The 21,465-nt window shown below is 54.8% G+C and carries 16 protein-coding genes and 5 pseudogenes; 10 read left to right on the plus strand and 11 right to left on the minus strand.

All coding sequences use genetic code 11. The features are described from left to right. Positions 1 to 42 precede the first annotated feature (42 nt). From tssC to tssA, 3 genes are all read right to left on the minus strand, one after another. Positions 43 to 1,524, minus strand: a complete 1,482-nt coding sequence (gene tssC, locus C5748_RS23205; protein WP_105744792.1) for a type VI secretion system contractile sheath large subunit — start codon at positions 1,522 to 1,524, stop codon at positions 43 to 45. Between the two features lie 23 nt (positions 1,525 to 1,547). Beyond that, entirely contained in the window at positions 1,548 to 2,063 is a 516-nt protein-coding gene (gene tssB, locus C5748_RS23210) for a type VI secretion system contractile sheath small subunit (protein ID WP_105744794.1), read from the minus strand. 112 nt (positions 2,064 to 2,175) lie between these two features. Further along, positions 2,176 to 3,279 (minus strand): type VI secretion system protein TssA, encoded by a 1,104-nt coding sequence (tssA, locus tag C5748_RS23215; protein WP_105744796.1) that lies wholly within the window; start codon positions 3,277 to 3,279, stop codon positions 2,176 to 2,178. Positions 3,280 to 3,530: 251 nt separating this feature from the next. Between tssA and tssH the strand changes: the two genes are divergently transcribed. The 7 genes and pseudogenes from tssH (at position 3,531) to C5748_RS23245 (ending at position 11,503) form a co-directional block, all read left to right on the plus strand. Then, positions 3,531 to 6,383: a type VI secretion system ATPase TssH gene (gene tssH, locus C5748_RS23220; protein WP_105744822.1), complete on the plus strand. Its 2,853-nt coding sequence runs from the start codon at positions 3,531 to 3,533 to the stop codon at positions 6,381 to 6,383. Next, on the plus strand, positions 6,361 to 6,837 hold the full coding sequence (locus tag C5748_RS23225) for an Hcp family type VI secretion system effector (RefSeq protein ID WP_105744799.1): 477 nt from the start codon (positions 6,361 to 6,363) through the stop codon (positions 6,835 to 6,837). Before tssH ends, C5748_RS23225 begins: the two co-directional genes overlap by 23 nt. Before the next feature lie 121 nt (positions 6,838 to 6,958). Further along, on the plus strand, positions 6,959 to 7,438 hold the full coding sequence (locus C5748_RS23230; RefSeq protein WP_146119603.1) for a hypothetical protein: 480 nt from the start codon (positions 6,959 to 6,961) through the stop codon (positions 7,436 to 7,438). 47 nt (positions 7,439 to 7,485) lie between these two features. Further along, positions 7,486 to 9,066: pseudogene (tssI, locus tag C5748_RS23235) on the plus strand (type VI secretion system tip protein TssI/VgrG); the annotation flags it as partial. Between the two features lie 178 nt (positions 9,067 to 9,244). Continuing rightward, complete coding sequence (locus C5748_RS29570; protein WP_158259917.1) at positions 9,245 to 9,496, plus strand: PAAR domain-containing protein; 252 nt, start codon at positions 9,245 to 9,247, stop codon at positions 9,494 to 9,496. 16 nt (positions 9,497 to 9,512) lie between these two features. Further along, the gene (locus C5748_RS28035) at positions 9,513 to 10,400 is read left to right on the plus strand and encodes a hypothetical protein (RefSeq protein WP_146119604.1); all 888 of its coding nucleotides are present in this window, start codon (positions 9,513 to 9,515) and stop codon (positions 10,398 to 10,400) included. Between the two features lie 110 nt (positions 10,401 to 10,510). Continuing rightward, complete coding sequence (locus C5748_RS23245) at positions 10,511 to 11,503, plus strand: hypothetical protein (protein WP_105744807.1); 993 nt, start codon at positions 10,511 to 10,513, stop codon at positions 11,501 to 11,503. 203 nt (positions 11,504 to 11,706) lie between these two features. Here C5748_RS23245 and C5748_RS23250 read toward each other — a convergent pair whose 3' ends face one another. The 5 genes and pseudogenes from C5748_RS23250 to C5748_RS23270 all read right to left on the minus strand — a co-directional run bounded on the left by C5748_RS23250 (position 11,707) and on the right by C5748_RS23270 (position 16,765). Next, entirely contained in the window at positions 11,707 to 12,597 is an 891-nt protein-coding gene (locus C5748_RS23250) for a DMT family transporter (protein WP_105744809.1), read from the minus strand. Between the two features lie 68 nt (positions 12,598 to 12,665). Next, positions 12,666 to 13,907, minus strand: coding sequence for an ATP-grasp domain-containing protein (locus tag C5748_RS23255; protein WP_105744811.1), 1,242 nt, complete (start codon positions 13,905 to 13,907; stop codon positions 12,666 to 12,668). A gap of 985 nt (positions 13,908 to 14,892) precedes the next feature. Continuing rightward, positions 14,893 to 15,069: pseudogene (locus tag C5748_RS23260) on the minus strand (transposase); the annotation flags it as partial. Between the two features lie 48 nt (positions 15,070 to 15,117). Further along, positions 15,118 to 15,469: pseudogene (locus C5748_RS23265) on the minus strand (IS110 family transposase); the annotation flags it as partial. 141 nt (positions 15,470 to 15,610) lie between these two features. Continuing rightward, positions 15,611 to 16,765, minus strand: a complete 1,155-nt coding sequence (locus C5748_RS23270) for an acyltransferase family protein (protein ID WP_105744813.1) — start codon at positions 16,763 to 16,765, stop codon at positions 15,611 to 15,613. 203 nt (positions 16,766 to 16,968) lie between these two features. Between C5748_RS23270 and C5748_RS29045 the strand changes: the two are divergent. Next, positions 16,969 to 17,277 (plus strand): annotated as a pseudogene (locus C5748_RS29045) (hypothetical protein); the annotation flags it as partial. A 6-nt stretch (positions 17,278 to 17,283) separates the two neighbouring features. On the opposite strand, the gene C5748_RS23280 reads toward C5748_RS29045, so the two are convergent. Continuing rightward, on the minus strand, positions 17,284 to 18,105 hold the full coding sequence (locus C5748_RS23280) for a class I SAM-dependent methyltransferase (protein WP_105744815.1): 822 nt from the start codon (positions 18,103 to 18,105) through the stop codon (positions 17,284 to 17,286). A gap of 144 nt (positions 18,106 to 18,249) precedes the next feature. After that, the gene (locus tag C5748_RS23285) at positions 18,250 to 18,642 is read right to left on the minus strand and encodes a transposase (protein WP_425350293.1); all 393 of its coding nucleotides are present in this window, start codon (positions 18,640 to 18,642) and stop codon (positions 18,250 to 18,252) included. 311 nt (positions 18,643 to 18,953) lie between these two features. On the opposite strand from C5748_RS23285, the gene C5748_RS23290 reads away from it, so the two are divergent. Beyond that, positions 18,954 to 19,742, plus strand: a complete 789-nt coding sequence (locus tag C5748_RS23290) for an ABC transporter permease (RefSeq protein WP_105744818.1) — start codon at positions 18,954 to 18,956, stop codon at positions 19,740 to 19,742. Beyond that, entirely contained in the window at positions 19,742 to 20,485 is a 744-nt protein-coding gene (locus tag C5748_RS23295) for an ABC transporter ATP-binding protein (protein WP_105744820.1), read from the plus strand. Before C5748_RS23290 ends, C5748_RS23295 begins: the two co-directional genes overlap by 1 nt. Positions 20,486 to 20,512: 27 nt before the next feature. On the opposite strand, the pseudogene C5748_RS23300 reads toward C5748_RS23295, so the two are convergent. Continuing rightward, positions 20,513 to 21,345 (minus strand): annotated as a pseudogene (locus tag C5748_RS23300) (transposase); the annotation flags it as partial. Positions 21,346 to 21,465: the final 120 nt, after the last annotated feature.

The following is a 21,465-nucleotide window of genomic DNA, read 5'->3' on the forward strand; positions in this document are numbered from 1 at the left end:
CAAAAAATGCCCCTCCGGCAACTGCCTGTGAGAGGGCTGCTCTCAGTTCTTCGAGGGAATGCGTGCAACCATCCGCAGCGAGGTCGTCAGCTCCTCCATCTGAAGCCAGGGTCGCATCCAGGCAACAGCATTGTAGGATCCGGGCTTGCCAGGCACCTCATGCACCGTGACGCGGGCATCGCGCAGAGGATATTTGGCGCGTGCCTCCTCACCGGCATCTTCATTGGCATTCACATAGTTCGATATCCATCGATTGAGCCAAGCTTCACAATCCTCGGCTTCCATGAAGGAGCCGATTTTGTCGCGGCCCATAACTTTGAGATAGTGGGCGAAGCGGGAGGTGGCCATCATATATGGCAGGCGCGCGGAAACCGCCGCATTGGCGGTTGCTTCCGGCTTGTCGTAGATTTTAGGCTTGTGTGTCGTTTGTGCGCCGAAGAAGACGGCGTAATCCGTGTTCTTGTAGTGGCACAGCGGCAAAAAACCTAGTTTGCCAAGCTCAGCGTCGCGGCGGTCGGTGATGCCAATCTCGGTTGGACATTTCAGATCGAGGTCGCCATCGTCACTGGCAAAGATGTGCATCGGCAGGTTTTCAACCTTACCTCCATTCTCCGCACCGCGAACGGCCGTACACCAGCCGCTCTTGGCGAAGGCGTCGGTCAGGCGTGCACCCATCACATAAGCCGCATTCATCCAGCAATAGCTGTCATGTGGCAGCTCGCCATTCTTCGAGCCCTCGGTTTCATCATAGTCGAATTCATCAATGGCATTCGTCGTTTGACCATAGGGCATTCGTGCAAGCACACGCGGCAGCGCAAGCGTCACAAAACGCGAGTCCTCACTGTCGCGCAGCGAACGCCATTTTGCGTATTCGGCGCTCTCAAAGATCTTCTCCAGGTCACGTGGTTTGGCGAGTTCGCGAAAGTCCTCGAAACCGAACATACGAGGGCTCGCAGCGGAGATAAACGGCGCAAAAGAGGCAGCGGCTATGGACGACAATCCTTGCAGGAGCTGAACATCCTCGAAAGAATTGTCGAACTCGTAATCACCAAGAATGGCACCCAGCGGTTCGCCGCCCGGCGTGCCGAATTCATCCTCGTAAATCGACTTGAAGAGCCGCGACTGGTCAAATTCGACAGCCTTCGCCATATCTTTCGACAGTTCCTGCTTACGTGCATTGAGGACGCGAATTTTCAAATTGGCGCTGGTTTCAGAATTGGACACCAAATAGTGCAAGCCACGCCAGGCGCCTTCAAGCTTGGTGAATTCCGCAGACTGCATAATGACCGCGAGCTGGCGCGAAATGGTTCGATCGATTTCCGCTATCGCCTTGTTCAAAGTGACGGTCAGATTTCGATCATAGACGACCGTGCCTTTCAGTGCCTGGCTCGTCAACGCACGCAGGAGATCCTGTGCGCGATCGGGTTCGGTCTGCCGCGTTGCGGCCACGACCTTCGAAAGCAGACTGTCATCGGCGGAAAGTGCGACTGCACCCTCGTTCTTAAGCTGGGTTTTGGCGGTCATGTTTCAATTCTCCCATCCAACGCTCAATCGTCGGCATCGCTGTTCTTGCCACCTTCAAGCTCTTGAGTGAGCTTGTTGAGTTCGATCTGGTTCTGGAGGATCTGCTCCAGCATATGCTCTAGATTCTCCGAGCGGTCAGCCTTCGTCATCAGGTCGCGAAGCTGATTGCGGGCGTCCAGCAATGATTTCAGCGCAGGGACCTGGTTGACGATTGCACCAGGCTCGAAATCCTCGAGGTTCTCGAATCTCAACGACACCTCCATCTCGGTGCCGTCGCCTTGCAGAGTGTTTTCGACCGAGATATTGAGGCCGGGCGTCATACGGCGCATCACATCATCGAAATTATCACGGTCGATCTGTACGAACTTCCGCTCGCCAAACGGCTTCAGCGGCTGCGTAGAATCGCCCGAGAATTCGCCCAGCACGCCGACGACGAAGGGCAGTTCCTTCACCACGACCGCGCCTTCTGTCTCCACTTCGTATTTTATGTGGACACGGGGTTTGCGGACCCTTTCCAGCTTATCGTGAACGCTTGCCATATTGGCTCTCCTTCATGTGGACGGCGTGGTATTCAGCGCCTCGTCTTCAACAATCGATATTCATTCAGCGTGCGAAATGCTCCGTGTTCCGGCCGCACCCTCTTCCTCGCCATCAGCCATGTGCCGAATTCTCCTTGTCGTCCGCTTGGGGCTGAATCCCTGCTGCTGCGAGTACAGCTTTGCGTGCCTGCGGTTCAGGAAGCAGCTCGGCCAGAAGCTCGGAAAAATTCATGCGGCCTCGCCGGACGAGTGTTTCGAGTGCCAGAGAAAGCGGGGAGTGGGGTTCGGCGCCGCGGAAGTAGCGCGCGACCGAAAGCAGGATCATGAAAGCTTCCTCGCGCGAACCGATCGCTGTTGCATGAGACGTCCTCTGCGGAAGCAATATGCTATCGTCCCCGCTCGCCAAGCCGCTCTCGTTTCCTTCCATTGGGGGAAGAGGCGAAAGTGACGCTTCTTCGTCAAGGCCGGCCAGCGCACGAATGGCTGCAGCGGCTTCCAGCAGGGTGTTGCGCGTGTTGGCACTGGGCGGTGCAAGCTCTCCGCAAAGAGCGTCCAGCGTCGCGACAAGCGTATCAAATATGTCAATGCATTCTGTAAGGGATGCAAGATGCGCCGCCATTGCCGTGCCACCGGCTTCGGCCGCAGCGTCATGCAGCATCCCCCATCGCTCTTCCTCGCCGCTACGCTGGGCGAGCTGATAATCCCAAAGCGTATGGTGCGCAAAGCCTGCACTTGGCACGAGCGGTGCGAGACGAATTGCCTGGATCAATGTTCCTTCGCCGCTGACGCCGTTGAGTCCTGCCAAGGGTGCCATTTTGTCTTCAACGGCGCCGTCAGAGATTGAATGGATGTCCTTCCAATGCCTCTTGACGAGAGACTCGGACGCATAGAACACATCGCGTAATCCGGCATATCCGTTTATTCTGATCTGAGCCTCTGCGAGCCATGCCAGAACCTCGATGTCTTTGCTGATAGAAGTGAGGATTTGCACTCCAAGGTCATTCACATCATGCCATTCTTGGGCGAGCCGCAGAGGCTCGCGTGGGGCGACATTGCGTTCAATACTGCGCGCTAAGTTCCGCGCGTCCTTGACCTTATAGTATATGTCCCTGTGTTGAGGGTCATTTCTGATGTCCACTCCACATGGTGCATCCTCGCCAATAGGAGAGATGATATCGTTTAACTCAAGGGACACGGTGCAGGCAGCTTTCGCCATTAGAAAACTAATTTTTAAAACACTACCGTCTTTTCAAAGTTTTGCTTTGTCAATTGCAGTCAGTATTGAAATATATTAAATGAGACGATTTGTAATACTCTATATCATTTTGTAAGTTAATGTAACCAATAATCCCTACCAAATCTATTTCGGAGGTATTATCCATATGTCTATAGTGATTATAAATTTTTATTTTGCCTCCATGAATTTTGGACGTCATGCGTTGCGGAGGCTTTTGGGATGCGTTCTGGATGCCGGATATCAATCTCAATCGACTTGTCAGGACGCTTGAGCCTGCCCTGCAAGTGAGCCTCGAGGCTGCCGTTTCTCTCGCGGTGCGAAATGCTCACTCGACAGTTGAGATCGCTCACTGGATGCGGACGCTTGTCGATATTGAAACAATTTCACCCATTTTCGCACACGCTGGCGTCAATCTTGGAAATCTTCGCGGTGAACTTGATCTTGCGGTAGACGACCTCGTTCGCGGTGACGGGTCTATCCCCACACTTTCGCAGAATATGTTGTTGCTTGCGCGCGAAGCATGGCTCATCGCCTCCCTGCAATTTGGACGAGACCGGATTAAGTCCGGCGACCTGCTGATTGCTCTTTCATCGGAGCAATCATTAAGGCTTGCGGCTCGCGGTATAGCTCCATCGCTACGTGATATAAACGTCAAGGCGATCGAGGCCGAGCTGCAGGCGGACACAGATACAGGAGCGATCGAAACTGAGCCGCACAGCGCAAGAGCTTCTCCGGGCGATGATGAGTTTTTGCGTCTTTACACGCAGGACATGACCGCGGATGCGCGTGCCGGCCGTATCGATCCCGTAATAGGAAGAGACCGTGAGCTGCGCCAGGTCATAGACGTCTTGATGCGACGCCGACAGAACAATCCGATTCTGGTGGGAGAGGCAGGCGTAGGGAAAACTGCCATAGCCGAAGCGTTGGCTCTGGCGATCGCCGCCGGCGATGTGCCGCAGATGCTCAAAGACGTGCGGCTTCTCTCACTGGATCTCAGCCTTCTTCAAGCAGGAGCCGGCGTTAAGGGCGAATTCGAGCGCAGGCTGCACGGCGTCGCCGGAGCTGTGAAGAAAGCTGCAGAGCCCATAATCTTGTTCATTGACGAGGCCCACAAACTCATCGGGGCAGGCGGTCAACAGGGGCAGGACGATGCCGCCAATATCCTGAAACCATCTCTTGCCCGCGGAGAATTGCGAACGGTCGCTGCCACCACGTGGAGTGAATACAAGCGTTTTATCGAGAAAGACGCGGCTTTGACGCGGCGCTTCCAAACCGTGAAGGTGGAGGAGCCGGACGAGGAGACGGCGATCCAGATGCTGCGTGGCGTCGCCAGTGCTTTCACCGCACATCATGGTGTGCGGATTCGCGACGAGGCGCTCGCCGCCGCCGTTCGCCTCTCTGCGCGCTACATTCCTGCAAGACAGCTTCCCGATAAGGCTATCAGTCTCATTGATACGGCGGCCGCATCCGTGGCGCTTGCCAGGCAGGCACCGCCGGAAGCGTTCAAGATGCTGCGCAACGAAGATGATCTCCTCGGCACAGAGGCGGAATGGTTGGCGAACGAGCCGGCTACGATGAAGAACCGCGCGCGATTACTGGAGATTGAGGCGCGACGTGCGCAGGTCGCGGCGGAGATCGAGGTGATTGAGACGCGTTACGGGGAGGAGATGCGGCTGGTTCGTGAAGCAGATCGCCTGGAAGCCCTGCTCTCTTCTGATCAGGACGATGCGAGCAACAAGGAGGGATCAGCGGGCGCAAGTGAAGACGGCGATGATGTCGATATCGTGGCGATCTTCTCCACACAACCTGCTGACCGAAACGAGAACGCGCGAACGGCGCTTCTTGCAGCCGAACGCAGCCTTTCAGAATTTGCCGGCGAAAAGCCATTGGTCCCCCGTGTGGTTGACCGTGATGTGGTTGCCTCACTCGTGGCGCGTTGGACGGGCATTCCGGTCGGCAAGCTGCTTTCCGATCAAGTCGAGACGGTAAAGACGCTTGATGCACGGCTAAAGGAAAGAATCATTGGTCAGGATGCGGCGATCGCGAGGATTGCGGCATCGATGCAAACGGCGCGGGCTGGCCTATCCGATCCAAGTCGCCCGCCTGCCGTCTTTCTGCTGGTCGGGACCTCCGGAACAGGCAAGACTGAAACCGCTCTTTCTTTGACAGATTTGCTCTATGGCGGCGGCCAATATCTCACCACCATCAACATGTCGGAGTTTAAGGAAGAGCATAAGATTTCGATGCTTCTTGGCTCTCCGCCTGGTTATGTCGGCTTCGGCGAGGGGGGCGTTTTGACCGAGGCCGTCCGCCGGCGTCCATATGGCGTGCTGTTGCTCGATGAGATCGACAAGGCTCATCCCGGCGTGCAGGAAATATTCTATCAGGTCTTCGACAAGGGCACGCTGCGTGATGGCGAAGGCCGCGACATCGATTTCAAGAACACCACCATTTTGATGACGGCAAATAGCGGGGCTGAGCTACTTTCCGGGCTCGCCGCCGATCCCGACGCCATGCCAGAAGGCGAGACATTGGAGCGGCTGCTGATGCGCGAACTCCAGAAGCATTTCAAGCCTGCTTTTCTCGGACGCACGACAATATTGCCATTCATGCCGCTCGACAAAGGGGCGCTGTCGGGAATCGTCGATATACAACTCGGTCGGATCGCCGACCGGGTTCGGATAAGTTACGGAACCGAGTTGGCTCTGTCGCCGCAGGCCCGGCATGCATTGGTTTCACGCGCCGAAGCAAGCGAAATAGGCGCACGTGCCATTGAGAGCATGATCGCCCGCGATCTGCTTCCGATCCTTTCCAAATTGTTTCTCGATGCGCTGGCCACAGGGCAAACTTACAGCAATGTCGAGATCGGCTTCGACGCCAATCACTTCAGCGCGATCCCCGCGCAGTTGGCTGACAAAGAGGAATTCGTCGAGCCGGAAAGCCGGACGTCGGATAACGCGGCTACGGATGACGCGAATGGTCTTACCGGATGCAGCGGCGATCAAAAAGGCAAAGAACGTATGCGACGTAACTTGCCAAACACGAAGAGGAAAATTGTACATGCCGATTTATCTTCAGATTGATGGAATTCAGGGGGACGCTACTCATGAGCAGCATCGCAAGTGGATGGATATCGAGGCGATCCATTGGGATGTATCGCGCAACATGAACACCTCGGCAGGCTCTGCGGCCAACCGCGAGGCATCGGAACCATCGGTTTCGGAAGTCGTGCTTACCAAGGTAAGCGACTCGTCATCGACCAAACTGTTTCAGGAAGCCTGCTCAGGGCGCACCGGAAAAAGGGCGACCATCCACATGGTCACGACGGGCAATCCAGGCGCCACATATATCGAATATACGCTCAACAACACGCTTATCGCGAGCTACTCCGTGGATTCGAACGGCGATCGCCCGATCGAAACGGTCAAGCTCAACTTCACCAAAATGGAAGTGAAGTACACGCCATATGATGACAATCACACCCCGCAGTCACCGATGATCGCCTCTTACGATCTGGCCACCACAAAGGCTGGCTGATCGTAGTGGCTAGAGGAAAGGCACTGCCGTTTAGCAATATCTTCGCGTCCTTTCGCCTTCGCATGGGATCGCGGCAGTGGAGTTCCTTGAAGTAAGGGGCGATTTTCTGATTGGAGCCGTCATGTCTTTTTTCAAGCTTTCCACCCAACAGCTACGCGTGAGGCCGGCCAGCCCGCGGGAACTTCCTCCCTCACGGCAGATGGAGTGTGGACATTCGCTCGGATATCCGGCCCACGCCAGCAACTTACTGCAATACCAAGCGCGCACCGGCTCGGCCGGCGCGCGCCCAGCCATTAACGAAGGCTCGCTCTCCTGCTGGCTGAAAAGCTGGCTAACGAGCAATGAAACATCGATCATCGAGATGCTGGAGCGCAACGGCAACGCGGCCTTTGCCGTCGAAGTGACATACGCCGTCGCCGATTCAACTGCGAGTCGCGTCTTTCTTTCGCGCAATATCTCAATCCTTGGAACGGCTCGGACGCTTGATGAGGTCGGCACAATTCTTACGGCAGATAAACTCTATGGTTCCAGGCGGAAGGTCGTCTTTTCCGGTGGCCGAATGGAGCTCCAACATACTTACCTTGTCGGCCAGCGTGTCTGAAATCGTCGGGCCGTGGCGGCGGGCCTCAAACATAGAGGAATTTTTTCATGAACGATGAACCCTCTGCCGCCGATTTTGTCCAGGCAAGCCGTGTATTGAAAGTTGTTTCCCCGCTGGGCAAGGATCTGCTTCTTGCTGAACGCGCGGCCATTGGCGAGGCGGTCTCATCGCTGTTCGAGATCGAGCTCTCGGTTCGAGCCAAGCGCGATGACCTGAAACCAGAAGAGCTGATTGGCCGGCTCGTCGATCTTTCGCTGCAGATACAGCAGGGTGAGGAGGAGGAGGAAGACGCGGTGCGCCGCCCCTTCAACGGGCTCGTCACCGAACTGCATGAGGGGCCGCCCGTCACGCGGGGGCTGCGGTCCTACACGCTCGTCATGCGGCCGCAATTATGGCTGCTGTCGCGCCGCTCCAATTGCCGGATTTGGATGGATAAGTCGGCGCTCGATGTCGTCCACGAACTGCTTTCCGAGCACGGCCTGCCAGCGTCGGACGTTTCAGGTGTCATCTCGCCGCCGCCGGCGCAACACTACTCTGTACAGTGGAATGAGAGCGATCTCACCTACCTTCTGCGCCGCTTTGAGGAGGATGGGCTGTTTTTCTGGTTCAGCCATGTTGAAGGTAGCCATAAGCTGCATATAGCCGATAGCGCAAGCGCATGGCTGGGTCCCTCATCCTTCGCGCAAGACGAAGGCCGGGTGCGGTTGGCACAGGGCTCGTCGGACCGCAATCATATCACCGCCTGGCGCCGGCACTACGCTTATATTCCTGGTCAGCGTGCGGGGGCGGACTGGAATTTCGAGACGCCGAAGATGATACCCGGCACGTCGATGCCATCGCTGGTCAAATTGCCGGAGGCGGCCAAGCGCGAGCTCTATGAGTTTCCCGCGCGCGCCCTGTCGGTGGAGGCGGCAGAGCGGGCGGAAAAGCTCAGAATGCTTGCAAGCGAGGCTGATCACGAACGCGTTTTTGGTGAATCGACATCACGGGTCCTGGAGGCCGGCCGTCGCTTCACACCTTATGATGTGGCTCATCCCGACGCGACCTATGAGGAGCATGTGGTCGTGGCGGCGCGACACTTCGTTACCAACCGTTCGTATGAGACGAATTCGGAAGGGCCGGAATACAGCAACACATTCGAGGCGATCCCTTCCCGTGTATCGCTGACACCGCACAGGGCAACCAAGCGGCCGAAGATCAGTGGTAACCAGGTAGCGATCGTGGCGGGCCCCGGGGAGGAGGAGATCCATGCCGATCAGCATGGTCGTATCAAGCTGTGGTTTCCATGGGATCGGCGGGCAAGGAAAGACGGCTCCGATACGTGTTGGGTGCGGGTGGCGCAGAACTGGGCGGGCGGCGGCTGGGGCGGACAGGTCATTCCGCGCGTTGGCATGGAAGTCATGGTTGCCTTCGTGGATGGCGATCCCGACAGGCCATTGGTGACAGGCGTGGTGCCAAATCCGGACAATGCCGTGCCTTACGAACTGCCGGCCAACAAAACAAAAAGCGTGTTTCGCACGAGCACCCACAAGGGCGCGGGATACAATGAATTGAGTTTCGAGGACGAAAGCGGGCAGGAAGAAATATTTGTTCACGCTCAGCGTGACAAGTTGGAGATGGTCAACAATCGTTCTTTCGAAATCGTCGGGAACGACTATGAGCGCCTCCTGTCGGAACTAGGCGGCCTGTCATCTCTGTCCCAGGGCTGGAATGCCTCAATGCGCCAGGGGTTCGAAGAGCTTCTGAAGCATGCCGGGGACGCCGCCGTGGAGAAGAAGAAGAGCCGCAGATAGGAGGAGAAACATCATGCCGCGAATTGCTCGGGTAGGTGACAGCGTTATCTGCAAAAGAGGTGCAAGCACGATCATCGGTGGCTCCCAACACCGTTGCGAGGGTAAACAAATTGCAAGGGTTGGAGATGCTACCGGCTGTGGTTGTACCATCTCTCAGGGATCAGGCCATGTCAAATGTGGCGGTCAGGCGGTTGCTCGCCAAGGAGACGCTCTGTCTTGCGGAGGAAGCATCGTCCAGGCGGCATCCAAGGTAGACGCGCATTAGCGCGTCAGGAGGAAAAATGTCTAACTCGGTTTTAATCGACACCCCACCCAACGTGAGCAGCCCCGGCGTTTCGAATGCTGGGTCCAACTCCAGCCTCAGCGCTGTTGGCATCAGGAATGGAGCGGCTCTTGTCGGCTTCAGCAATGCGGAGGCTCTCAAGGAACTAAAAGCGAATAAAGAAAAAAGGGTAGGAGAAGATAAAAAGAACGATGCAGTGGAAAGCAATTTTACTGCGAAGGCACTAGTGAATGATGTGAGCGCCATTGCAGTGAAAAACTCACTGGTGACTGGGATTAGAAACACTTTCACATCTGGTGTTGATAATAGCGCATATATAGGAATAGAAAATACATTTAAGTCAGGAATTCTAAATTCAGTAAAATTTGTAGTGGAGAATGTAAATTTTAATGGATTTTTGAATGAATTATATAATATGAATAACGTATCTTTCTTTACGGGTTGTAAAACAATTACGGAAACTGGATGTTTTAAATACATAAAAACGGGTAATGAATATTATTACTTCAATGGATCAAAAACATCGTATGAAATAGGTGATAAACTTACATATAGAGACGGCGTTACGAAAAACTATACATATGGAGAAATACATAATTATAATTATGCGACAACATATGAGCACAATAAAGGTAAGGTTGTAAAGTGTTATTCTGAGGATAAAGAAGAGAAATGTGAAACAAAAAAGGAAACGGTTAATATATCATATAAAATGAAATGTGGAAGTAGCACGCATAAGCAAAAGAAAGATAGTATAGAACTTTCAGTTGGTGGTTCTGAGATAAAAATAACTGCAGATGAAATATCCCTTTCTGTCGGGGGTAGCAAGATCACGCTGTCATCCAGCGGCATAAAGATCAATGGATCGAAAATTGATATCGGTTGACGACGAGGCTGCTTCCGAAGGGCCGGTTGTCAGGTCCAGGAGGCGTGTTGCGCCCTACGGCATCCCCCAGCAGGTAATCGCGCTTGGAAAGTCGAAGGACAGTGGTCTCCATGCCGAGCTTGGCAGCTTTTGCTGGCCCGTATTTAAACGGAGTGTCGATGCGTGAAGAGATAATGGATTTCGATGACAAAGACGCTGCAGACGGGCGACATGAAGGCGCACGCAATCCGGCCGGTGGATTGTTGGCGATGTTCAATGCTGTCGAGCTCTATGAATTTTACGTGCGGCAGAAAGGGAAGGGGGCACAGCTTCTAAATATAATGTCCTTTCAGGGTGCGAAATTTCCGTGCACCGTCGGAATTGTTATCGGTTCTCACAACAGTGGAATAGAGCCGTTTTTTCAATCGGAAGACGGCGTCCCTCGAGATGAGCATGTCTATTTCGTTTACGGCATGCCCGGGGATTTCCTCAATCCAGCAATTCAGCCTATTGCGGAATTATGCGTATCGGGCGCATTTAGCTTATCCAACCCATTCGACCCCAAATTTGTTAATGGAGCCAGCCATCAGGCATCGCAAGGCCGCAGTGACGCGGCCATCGATGTCCCTGTCCTCTACAAAAAAAAAGACGGCAGGCTTGTAAAAGTTGGCCCCGTAACCTTCCCCTTCGATATTTTGCGTGCAGACGAGCGTACTCACTCTCCTCTTTTTGACAGGATTGTTGAGCTGGCCGGATTGAACGCCATGTGCGAGATTTTTGAAGGGGGTTTGAGAGATTTTCATGGCCTCCCAGTTGCAATGCGCCGCGCGGGTGGCGATATCGATTCGAGGAACTACGAGAGCTATTCGGAATACCTGGATCTATTGCGCGGGCATGTAAATGTAGCGCTCCGCTCATTTCTGGACGCCCATAAAAATGGATTTACATACGAGAATGTGGTGCGGATTGTTCGCGCGCTCAGCCTGCCCGTCGAGCTTGGAAAACTGCCTTTCGCCGTATCTCGGTGGCCACAAATTCTGGATACCCACCAACTCAGCGCCGACGAGCAGGCGCGTCAATTTGAAATCGAGATGATCCGCCTCGCTTCGCAATCTTCGGACTGAGAACATTCTGTCTGACTGTCTGATCCGATTGCGATATTCTTTCGAGTTATGCCGCCCTTGATTTCTCACTTCTTCATGGAAGTGGGAGTAAATGAAATGAGGTGCAAAAGGTGCATGTGGTTCATCCTCGTCACGCGCAATCACATTGGCTACGGCGCTCTCAGCGCTAAAAACACCTAAAGCCGATCATCTTGCTTGCGCGGTCAGGAAGAGGGGAGCCTAACCTCTTGGCGCCGCTTCCGAGCATTTATGATGCCACTTGCCGCGATAATGATAATTCCCGAAATGGTTGTGGTCGTTGGCACCTCGTTGAAGAAGACATAGCCAAAAAAACTCGCCCACACGAATATCGTGTACTCGATGGGGGCTATCACTGAGACATCCGCATGAGCGGTTCCTGCAGCCAAAAGATAGCTGCTCAAACCTCCCGCGATTCCCATGATTGCCAGCACGCCCACGTCATGCGCTGATGGGATCAGCCACCTGTCTGAAAATAAAGTCATGCAAAATAGCAGCAGCATCACATTGCTGCATCCCGTCGTGACAACCGCGGGTACCGTCCGGGACAGATGCTTGGTCAACACGGCAATCAGCGCGTAAAGCACCGCTGAGAGCAGGGCAACGCCACTATAGACCGACCAAGAAAACCCCACATTATTCATTGCGAGGCAAACGCCCAGGAATCCGGCGACGATTGCCGCCCATCTGATGATCCCCACTGCTTCACGCAGGAACAGCGCGGCGAATATTGTCATGAAGAAAGGCGCTGCCAATGAGATAGCGGTGATGCTCACGAGGGAGATATGCTTCACTGCAACAAGAAATGTCAGCATGCATCCTATCACGAGCGCTCCCCGGAGGATCTGCAGAAGCCAGACTTCCGGTGGGTTGCTTGCAACCCGGAAGGAAGCAGGCCATGTGAGGATCAGCGGGATAAATCCGAATAGTGAGCGGAAGATCAGCACCTCGCCTACGGGGTAGGAAGAAGTGAGCAGCTTTGCGCTCGCATCCATGGCTGATAGGCAAAAAATCGCCAACCCGTACTGTAGCGCTCCCAGCCCTGTCTTGCTGATGGAGATATGAAAATAGGTCATTTTGGTCACTCGCAACTCAAAGCAGGAGAGGACAACTGGCGCAGGCTTGCGTCGAGCGAAGACGTATCCTACGGGAGCGCGCCGATACGCTCGCCAGCGAAGATTGCTTGCGTCTCACAATTGACGAGCTCTTCGTTTTGATCGTGCAGCAAGATGATGCAGACCGCATCGAGCAGGCTCGGCCGAGGACACGGACTTAGCTCCTCTCCAACTGGCCTGAGCATGATAACCTCCCGCACCGTCTTGAACGCGTCGAGCTTCGGTGTTGGATCAGCCACTGCTCCGCCGTTGAGCTTATAAAGGACGATACCCCTCGTCAGGCCAGTCGCGGCATCGCATGGGGTGGGAAGGATTCTGCCACATTTGAGCAACTGTCTTAGAGCAGCATCCTGGCTCGTCAGGCCGCACAGCGTCGCAAGCTTATTGACAACCCCGCGCCCACCGCTGACTCTGTTGTTCAGCTCGATAAGCCTTATAGAGCCATCCTCTTGCAGGAAAATTTCGATGTGAGCAGGGCCATTTCTAAGCTCAAGCGCGTCGAGCACTTTGATTGCATAATCCTCGCATTTTAGGATTATCTCTGGATTTTTCTCAACTTCAGTTATTCTGTAAAGCGGACGGTTATGTATAAGTTCTTTCTGATTTTTTTGAACTGAGCAGACGTAATGCATGCCTTCGGCGGAAAAAGTATCTATGATATATTCCTTGCCGCATACCAGCTCTTGTACCACATACTCCATCTTCAGGCCCTGCTGGTGCTCGTCCATACCGCGCCTGACTTCAGCAATGGACGTTGCGGCAAAGGCACCAAGGCTTCCATATCCCAACACGGGCTTGCAGAATGCCGGAAAGCAGAAGCTCCCCAGACGTTCCTGGAAGTCGCGGTCCGTCCATGATGAATGAATCTTGACCTGCCTTATGCTCGGCAATCCTGCCTCGGCAAGCGCAACCTGCATTTCATATTTGTCAAAGCGGCGTCTCGAAGTTCTTGGATCATTCCACCAGGGTTTGAAATGCAGGCGTGTGATGTAGTCCGTAAGAGACGTTGACTCTTCACACCCATTCAGCACGTAAAGATAGTCCTGCGGCTGAAATGCCTGCAGCACGTCGAGAAATTCATCAGTTTCGACATAGATCTGTTTATCAAACAGCGTTGGATCCGGTCGGCAATATGCTGGAGTTTCGGTTGCCATGTATGTGTAAAGCGCGGTGCATGGGAAGCCAGCACTCTTCATTTGCTCCGACAGGTATGAGGCTGAGACGAGTGGGTTCATGATCAAAATTTGGGGATTGCGCGTAATTGGCTGCATGAATGCGATAGCTCTTCATAATGATTTTCTGGATTAACGCTTGGATGAAAAGGGATAAGTGGGAAGGCTGCGAAGACGGACATATTGCCGGATGCGCGTGTATCTTAATGCCTTGCTAATATATGGATTGAAATTTGCATAAACTGGTTTCCTCATGCCAGCCCTTCACCCACGACAAAGATGTTTGGTCGCGATTTACAAACCTCCGCGCTCCCGCGCGTGGGGCAATATGGGATTTATTACCCATTCCATTTGAGGGATAATGAGCAACATTAGGCATTTTTCTGGGTCAGTCATATGCAGTTTGCTGGTCAATAGCGCTTCGGTCGCCCCGAAGCGGGAAAACGGGGAAGTAGCTCGGTCCCGCAGAGCGCTCGATCGACAGGCTTCATGAGCAGAATGCAGCGTTCGACCATGTTTCGTATTCTGAGCGCTCCTGCCCGCCGGGCACGCAGCCGAGACAGAGGTGGTCAGTGCGACGCGCTCAATTCCGCATAGGCTCACTGTGCCTGCCGAGATGCTTCGGATCAGCTTGCGATAGCAATTGAACCACCTCGGTCCGGCCATCACGCGATCCGCGCGATGCGGTTTTTAACCTCTCCCGGTGGTACGATGTGTGTGGCGCTCCCTTCTAAGCCGCGCCGGTTCAGCGGGTCTTTCCGGTCGCAAGGCGCCATCCACCCCGCTTGCCGGGGGAAGGCGTGCGATTTGAGATTCAAAGAGGATGTGAGCCATGCGCTGGTCATTACTTATTAATTTTACACCAGGGAGCTAAAATCATAGCTTAGATATTGACAATGTTGCGTTATTTAATGAAATATAAACAAGTGCAGAAAGAGTTTAGTTGATTGCCCTCAATACTCAGAGCATGCAAAATAAAAACCTGATACATAGCTGCACGATCAACATCGGTGCTTGCGTAGTACGACGGTGAGCGATGTGATCAAGCTCACATGCGCGCGCGGGCAAAGTCATTTCTTGGTATTCGCTCATCGGAGACTTTCATGCCGCCGTATTTGGCTTTCCAATTATAAAACGTTGCTTCTGAAATTCCGTGCTTACGGCTGAGGTCGGACACCTTCGCGCCAGCTTCCTGCTCCTTCAGCACCGCAATAATCTGCTCTTCGGTGAATCTCTGCTCTTCATTCGTCCGTCCTTTAATAGGCCGGACTCTAATCCATCGTGGAGGAAATTCGCAGTGGCAGGTCAGTCGGCACGAGGTGGCAATCGAGGCCGGATCGACCGGCGTGGCTTTCGATCCCTTCGGCCTCCAGCACCCGGTGGATCCAGAAGCCGTCGAGCCCGGCCTCCTGGATCACGATGATCGGAAAGCACTGCCCGGTCCGCGCCTCTGCCTTCCTGTTGAGCTCGGCAAAGCGCGCCAGCATGCCGGCGACATCGCCGGCCGCCACCGCATGCTTCGACATCTTCTCGCCGCCGCCCGGCGACAGCGAGGTGATCAACCATTTCGATTGGCTCAGTTCCAAAGAGACGAAAAATGCGCCAAGATGGGTGCGGATAGCGGTCGGCGCTTCGGATCGGTTAGCTGCTGCAACGGGCATGCTTATCTCCAGAGTAAGGTGTTGAGTGCACGACCTCACTTTGCCACAGCGCAGGTCGCTATCCACCCCTCCTCATAGGATCTGTGACTGAGCCAGGCTACAGCCCCCAGACTACCCGCTATTGTCCGGCGGTAGCCTTGATCAGGCTCCTGCCAGCTGCGGTTTCTTTTCGGCGATCAATTGTTTTGCAAGCCGCTGGCCGGGTTTTTCGACGGCGAGGAAAGTCACATAGGCGACCGCATAGACAAGGGGTACCAGAATCGCCGTGACCAAGGCAAAGCGGACCGGCGATGTGATCGTATCGCCATACGCGCCGATGAAATAGGCGACAATCGGCTGCAGAAGAATGAGATGCCAGAGATAGGCGCCGAAGGAGAGTTCCCCCAGCCATCGGAAAAAATTGTTCCCAAGGAAAGAGGAGGCCGTCTGGAGCCTTGTGCCTAGCTTTCCGCCGAACAGGCGATGATAGAGCATGGCGAAGAAGATCGCGACGAGGATAACCCGCATCAGCATTTTCGCCACCGTCATATCACCGCCGATTGGCAGAAGCGCGAGGGCTACGGCCGCCACACCGTGGAGAACAGCCCTTGATGCATTGGCATGAAGAGCCAGCGCCAGCAGCATTCCGCAAAGGAAAATGTGCATCTTTAAGGGCAGGAACGCGGGCATCGGAAAATGAATGCCCAGCAGCTTCAGCATCAACCAGATCGCGATGGCAATAGCGGCCGTGACGGCGGCGCCTTTCAGCCAGCCGGCTTTGCCGAGCAAGAGCATGATGAAGGGAAACGCGGCATAGAACTGCATTTCGAGCCCTATGCTCCAGTCCGGCAAAGGCGTCCGATAGGCATAATCGGGAACGAGGCCAAAGAGAAAGCTGACATGCATCAGCCCGTTGGTCAGGCTGTGATCCAGAAAGCGGTTCGGCGCCTGCGGTGTTCTCCCGAGAAAAGTGTCGATGACCATTCGCGATTCGAACAGCCAGGGGCCGAGAACAAGGGCAACAGCCAGCAGAAGATAATAAAGCGGCGCGATCCTGAAATAACGACGAACCCAGAAGTTTCTCCAGGTCGAGGTCAGGTCCCATGGCTCTTTCCCGGCGCGCAGTTGATAGTGAAACACCATCAAAAAGCCCGAGAGCATGATGAAGAGATCGACGCCGAGATCAGGCTCCGACAGAACAGGCAGGCGCCAACCCGTGAGCAAGAGCGCGTGGCCAATCATCACCCAAAGCGACGCCAGGCCTCGAAGTCCATCCAGACAGTCAATTCGGGTTCCGCGGGGATCGTATTCAGCCATCGCCAATCCTCGTCCTTGTTTGCAGCCGCAGCTTACCGTGCGTATGCTGCAATGCACAAGAGGCTGCAGATGGGTTGATCAAGGCATGACGTAGAGCAACGAGCGGATTCAGGTTTACCCAGGATGGTGTTGATGCGGAGATAGCCGAAGCTCGCGCCCAACAAGCCCCAAATCTCGATGATTTGGTGAAATAGGGGATGACTATGGCGACGATAGATCTATCTCGGCTTGTCCCTGCAGAGGACAAAGCGGCGTCGGCAACAGCATCTCCTCAGGGCGCATTCTCGTCAGCTATCCAGGCTCATCTCGACGCCAAGGCCCGAGAACGTGACTATGACGATATCGAGCGGACTATCACATATCGCGGCGATTCAAATCCGCAATACAATGCAGAAGGCCAAGCGCTGTTCGCATGGCGTTCTGCCGTGTGGACCTATGCGACGGGGGAGTTTGTAAAGGTAAAACACGGCGCGCGGGAAATCCCGATCCTGGCGAATTTCATCGCCGAAATGGAGCGTTCATTTAGCCGGAAGTCTAGCGTTCACGTCAGGTTTTCGGCATACCACCACTTCGGTGTATTCACCCATTATCCCGTGTCGCCGGTCGGAGAATCGATAGATTCTCGTGTCGAATGATGTCCAGTAGGAAATAAGATGGTGGATATCATAGCCATAATCGACGGTGACCAGCGCTTCTTTCGCGACGGGATTGCCGTGGTATTCTGGCGTTATTCCATCCGCATGCACGATCTCACCATTCTTGATCGAAGCGCGCACTGTCATGGGTTCCGTCAGATATTTCCTGATTGGGAAAGTGCATATGTAATATCCGCCCGGCTTCAATGTGCGGTAGATCTCCTGAAGAGCAAGCTTCGGGTGGAAAACATGTTCCATGACATCCATGGTTATCGTTAAATCGAAGGAATTGTCGGGGAACGTAAGCGCCTCAAGATTTTCATTCTGCCACTCGCCGACTTTGGTTCCGAAGGGCTGCTCTGGAAAATACTGAGATCCGACATAGTTCTCGCAATCCCGTTTCAGCACTATGGATATACCGCGATTCATGGGGGATGATTCGTGAATAAACAGGTTGGGCCAGTTCGGCACCGTCTCCCGCAATACCAGCGCTAGCGCCCGCTCTCGCGGCACCGACCCGTTGGTGCACATTTGGCACAATAGTGATCCTCGATACCACTTGTCCTTGGCAACGAATCTCGTCTCCTTCTCGCAGATAGGGCAATACCCTGCTAAGTCGAGAACTACCCCCTGAGAAGTCGGTTGGGCCTCGGACTCCGAAGGCTGGTTTGGGCTTTCGCTCTGTTTGCCAATGAATCCCGTCATAGTTGCTGCCCTTCGCTTACTGCCGCAATAAGCGCGATTGCTCCCAAACGCTTCATCAGTAGTCCCCCCAATAGTAAAAGACCTCGTGGAGGCCCTCCGCTTTTTGTTTATCAGCCGGATCTGCGGACAGCAATCCTTTCAATATCAGAGGAACCAACATGAAACTCGCTCCAAACTGGCGCGCGGTGCTTCAGCGCGCGTGATCTGTCCAGATGAAAATTGAAAGGAAATCACCATGACACGACGCCGACCGCACAATGGTGTGCCCCGGATGACGGTGCTGTCGATCATGTCGGCGCTACGATCCCGCTCGACCAGTTCGGCCAGGGTTTCGAGCATCGCCTCGAACACGCCGGTCTCGACCCATCGTCGGTAGCGGCGGAAGACGCTGTTCCACTTGCCATATTCGTTAGGCAGATGTCGCCACTGCGCCCCCGTGCGTGCCATCCACATCATGCCTTCGAAATAGCGCCGATTGTCCTGAGCAGGACGGCAGCCGCGACCGCGTTCAGCAGGTAAAAGCAGGCTGATCAGCACCCATTCTTCGTCCGTCAAACCAACCCGTTCGCCCAAAGCTGCCTCCAAATGGAAGCCTTGAATCAAAACCGCAGTCCTCAGTCAACCTTTCTCCACGAACGCTAATGGGCCAGCCATTGGCGATATGCTCGAAGGTTTGGGTGAGCCAGGCTGCGGATCGACTTGGTTCGTTTTCGCCGTGGTCACAAGCGCAACGATTGTGGCCAGGCCGCCCGCCGCCGTCGCTGTCCGCGAAGAAGCTTGGCCACCCTCGGAGCTTTCCATTTCAGCGTCGATATGCTAACTCCGCGCGACTTTCAAATGGGGAAGCAATGGACCGTATGATCAGTGCTGCGATGGATGACATTCTAACCGGTCTCAGGATGAGGCGGGTATGGATTGCGATTGCCAGTGAGGATATCGGCGACCAGCATCGGCGCACCGCGCTCGGGCCCCTCTGGCTGCTGCTCAATTATCTTATCTATGTTGGCGCGTTCGTTCTCATCTTCGGTCTGCACTCCCCTGTGCACAATTTTCCCGCCTATGTCTCCGTCGGAATGCTCGTCTGGCTTTTCCTCCAGGAGGTCGTCATCCTGGGCGTGACGTTGTTTAGTCGTGAGGAGAATTTTATCCAGGGCACGACGCTGCCACTATCGGTCTATGTGCTCAAGCTCACGATGCAATCGCTCATCCGCACCGGATATGCCGCGCTCGGCTGCCTGGCAATCCTCCTTCTCACTGGGACCATGCCGACATTAAGCTGGTTATGGTCGCTTCTCGGGATTATTCAAATCGTCCTGACCATTCCGGCGGCAATTATCGTCTTTGCCATTGCCGGGGCCTTCTTCCCCGATCTGCAGTTCATCGTCTCGAATTTGATGCGGGTTGGTATGTTTCTGACACCGATCTTCTGGGTGTATGGCGGAAGCGGCGGCTTTCGCGACAGGCTTTATCAATGGAATCCATTTACGCATTTCATTGAAATTGTGCGGTTGCCGATTACAGAAGGGCAGGTTCCGGTCCACTCCTTCGCAATCTGCTTTTTTATCGCCGCGGCACTTTGGATTATGGGTATTTTGTTGCTTGGAAAATTTCGTAAACAGATCGTATTTGTGCTTTGATGATCTCGATCCGCGCTGAAAATCTCGGTCTGACCTATCGGTTGCGACAGAAGCTGACGCTTGCGCCACGCGATACGCGCATGCCAACGGGCGGTCATATCGAAGGCGTAGGACGCGCTCGCTTCGTCACAGCACTCGATGATGTGAGTTTCTCGCTTGAGGCGGGAGACCGGTTGGGCTTGGTCGGGACCAATGGCGCCGGCAAGACGACGCTTCTCAAGGTGCTCTACGGCATCTACGAACCAACAAAGGGGAGCACCGCGATCCACGGCCGCGTGGATGCCCTGTTCAACATCAATCTCGGTTTCCGCCGCGAGGCAACAGGGCGGCGCAATATTGTTTTGCGCGGACTAATCAATGGCTGGAGCAATGCCGATATCGAGAAGCGGATGGACGAAATCATCGAGTTCAGCGAACTCGGTGATTTCATCGATGTTCCCTTCAAGGCCTATAGCCAAGGAATGGCCGCCCGCCTCGCTTTTTCCGTGGCGACCAGCCTCGAGCCGGAAATACTCCTCATGGATGAATGGATCGGTGCAGGGGATCCCAGTTTCCAGGACAAGGCCAAAAAGCGGATGAATGACCTAGCTGAAAAGGCCGGCATCATCGTTCTGGCAAGCCACAATCATGGCCTGCTGAAGCGCACATGCAACAAAATCCTCGAGCTCGATAAGGGTAGGGTCAAGGCATTCCAAACGGCTGAAGAGTGGTTCGGCGCAAAAGCGGAAAAGGCGCCTTCCTGATATCGTCGATCGTGAACAATTGAAGTGTTAAGCGGCAAGCTGCATTGGCCGGATGTAAAGCGCAGTGATCAAGAGCGACAAAAGATCCTTCAGCCACTTGAGCAGGAGGGAGAAGTTGTATCCGGCAGCGGCCAGGATGGCGTTGATTGCATCGCTCTGGGCGTGGGCGAGGTAATTGCGGCCCATTCTGTGTTCGTTCTTGATGTGGCCGATCACCGGCTCGACGGTCGATCGTCGTCGCCTCTCGCGCTTGATGGCCGGCGTGACGCGGCGTTTCTGGCCGGCGGTGAAAGACCCTCAGCTTGTGGCTTGGCGGTGCGTTATGGCCGCGGTAGCCGGCATCGGCGAGGATGCCTCGATCTCGGCGCCGATGGAGCTCTCCATCGCGGGAATGATCGTTTCGAGCGTGTGGCCATCATACGGGTTTCCGGGAAGCGCCATGGCGTGCAAGGCGAACTGGCCGCCCTTTGAGCGCTTCAGCGTCGTGGCGATGGAGGTCTTGACGCCGAACTCGTAAGGCGCGTGCGCCTTGCCCTTGCCGATGCACTCCACCTCATGGGCATGCAGGCTGTAGATCTTGCGGCCGCGCTGGCGTTGCCTGTGCTCGAGAACCGTCGAGGCCTGGTAGAGCGGCCATTTGAAGATTGCGTCCAGCTCGGCATCGCCGGCGATCTGGCGTTGAATGTCGCGAATGGTGCGCCCGAGATAAGTCTTCAGCTTGCGCCGCATCTTGCCGGCCCGCTTGAACTGTTTGGCATGGGCATAGCGCTGATACATGATCAGTGTTCGCTTGCCGACCCGGAGATAGGACTGGACTGGCGCAGGTCGAGCCCGGCTTTCTTCGCCAGCCGCACTGACCTGCCACTGAACTTTCATCCAGCGGCGACTAGAGCCCCGGTGGTTTTGAATACGCCAACAGGCGCGGTGTGAGCAACCGGCGGAAACGCGTAGCTTTCATCTTGCGCAGCGTTGGAGCCGGT

Origin of the sequence: Phyllobacterium phragmitis, from assembly GCF_002980495.1 — a bacterium.
GTDB classification, from domain to species: Bacteria; Pseudomonadota; Alphaproteobacteria; order Rhizobiales; family Rhizobiaceae; genus Paramesorhizobium; species Paramesorhizobium phragmitis.

Excerpts from the sequence above, each read along its gene's own strand:
- tssC (WP_105744792.1), bottom strand. The coding sequence starts at position 1,524 with ATGACCGCCAAAACCCAGCTTAAGAACGAGGGTGCAGTCGCACTTTCC.
- tssB (WP_105744794.1), bottom strand. The coding sequence starts at position 2,063 with ATGGCAAGCGTTCACGATAAGCTGGAAAGGGTCCGCAAACCCCGTGTC.
- tssA (WP_105744796.1), bottom strand. The coding sequence starts at position 3,279 with ATGGCGAAAGCTGCCTGCACCGTGTCCCTTGAGTTAAACGATATCATC.
- tssH (WP_105744822.1), top strand. The coding sequence starts at position 3,531 with ATGCCGGATATCAATCTCAATCGACTTGTCAGGACGCTTGAGCCTGCC.
- C5748_RS23225 (WP_105744799.1), top strand. The coding sequence starts at position 6,361 with ATGCCGATTTATCTTCAGATTGATGGAATTCAGGGGGACGCTACTCAT.
- C5748_RS23230 (WP_146119603.1), top strand. The coding sequence starts at position 6,959 with ATGTCTTTTTTCAAGCTTTCCACCCAACAGCTACGCGTGAGGCCGGCC.
- C5748_RS29570 (WP_158259917.1), top strand. The coding sequence starts at position 9,245 with ATGCCGCGAATTGCTCGGGTAGGTGACAGCGTTATCTGCAAAAGAGGT.
- C5748_RS28035 (WP_146119604.1), top strand. The coding sequence starts at position 9,513 with ATGTCTAACTCGGTTTTAATCGACACCCCACCCAACGTGAGCAGCCCC.
- C5748_RS23245 (WP_105744807.1), top strand. The coding sequence starts at position 10,511 with ATGCCGAGCTTGGCAGCTTTTGCTGGCCCGTATTTAAACGGAGTGTCG.
- C5748_RS23250 (WP_105744809.1), bottom strand. The coding sequence starts at position 12,597 with ATGACCTATTTTCATATCTCCATCAGCAAGACAGGGCTGGGAGCGCTA.
- C5748_RS23255 (WP_105744811.1), bottom strand. The coding sequence starts at position 13,907 with ATGCAGCCAATTACGCGCAATCCCCAAATTTTGATCATGAACCCACTC.
- C5748_RS23270 (WP_105744813.1), bottom strand. The coding sequence starts at position 16,765 with ATGGCTGAATACGATCCCCGCGGAACCCGAATTGACTGTCTGGATGGA.
- C5748_RS23280 (WP_105744815.1), bottom strand. The coding sequence starts at position 18,105 with ATGACGGGATTCATTGGCAAACAGAGCGAAAGCCCAAACCAGCCTTCG.
- C5748_RS23290 (WP_105744818.1), top strand. The coding sequence starts at position 18,954 with ATGGACCGTATGATCAGTGCTGCGATGGATGACATTCTAACCGGTCTC.
- C5748_RS23295 (WP_105744820.1), top strand. The coding sequence starts at position 19,742 with ATGATCTCGATCCGCGCTGAAAATCTCGGTCTGACCTATCGGTTGCGA.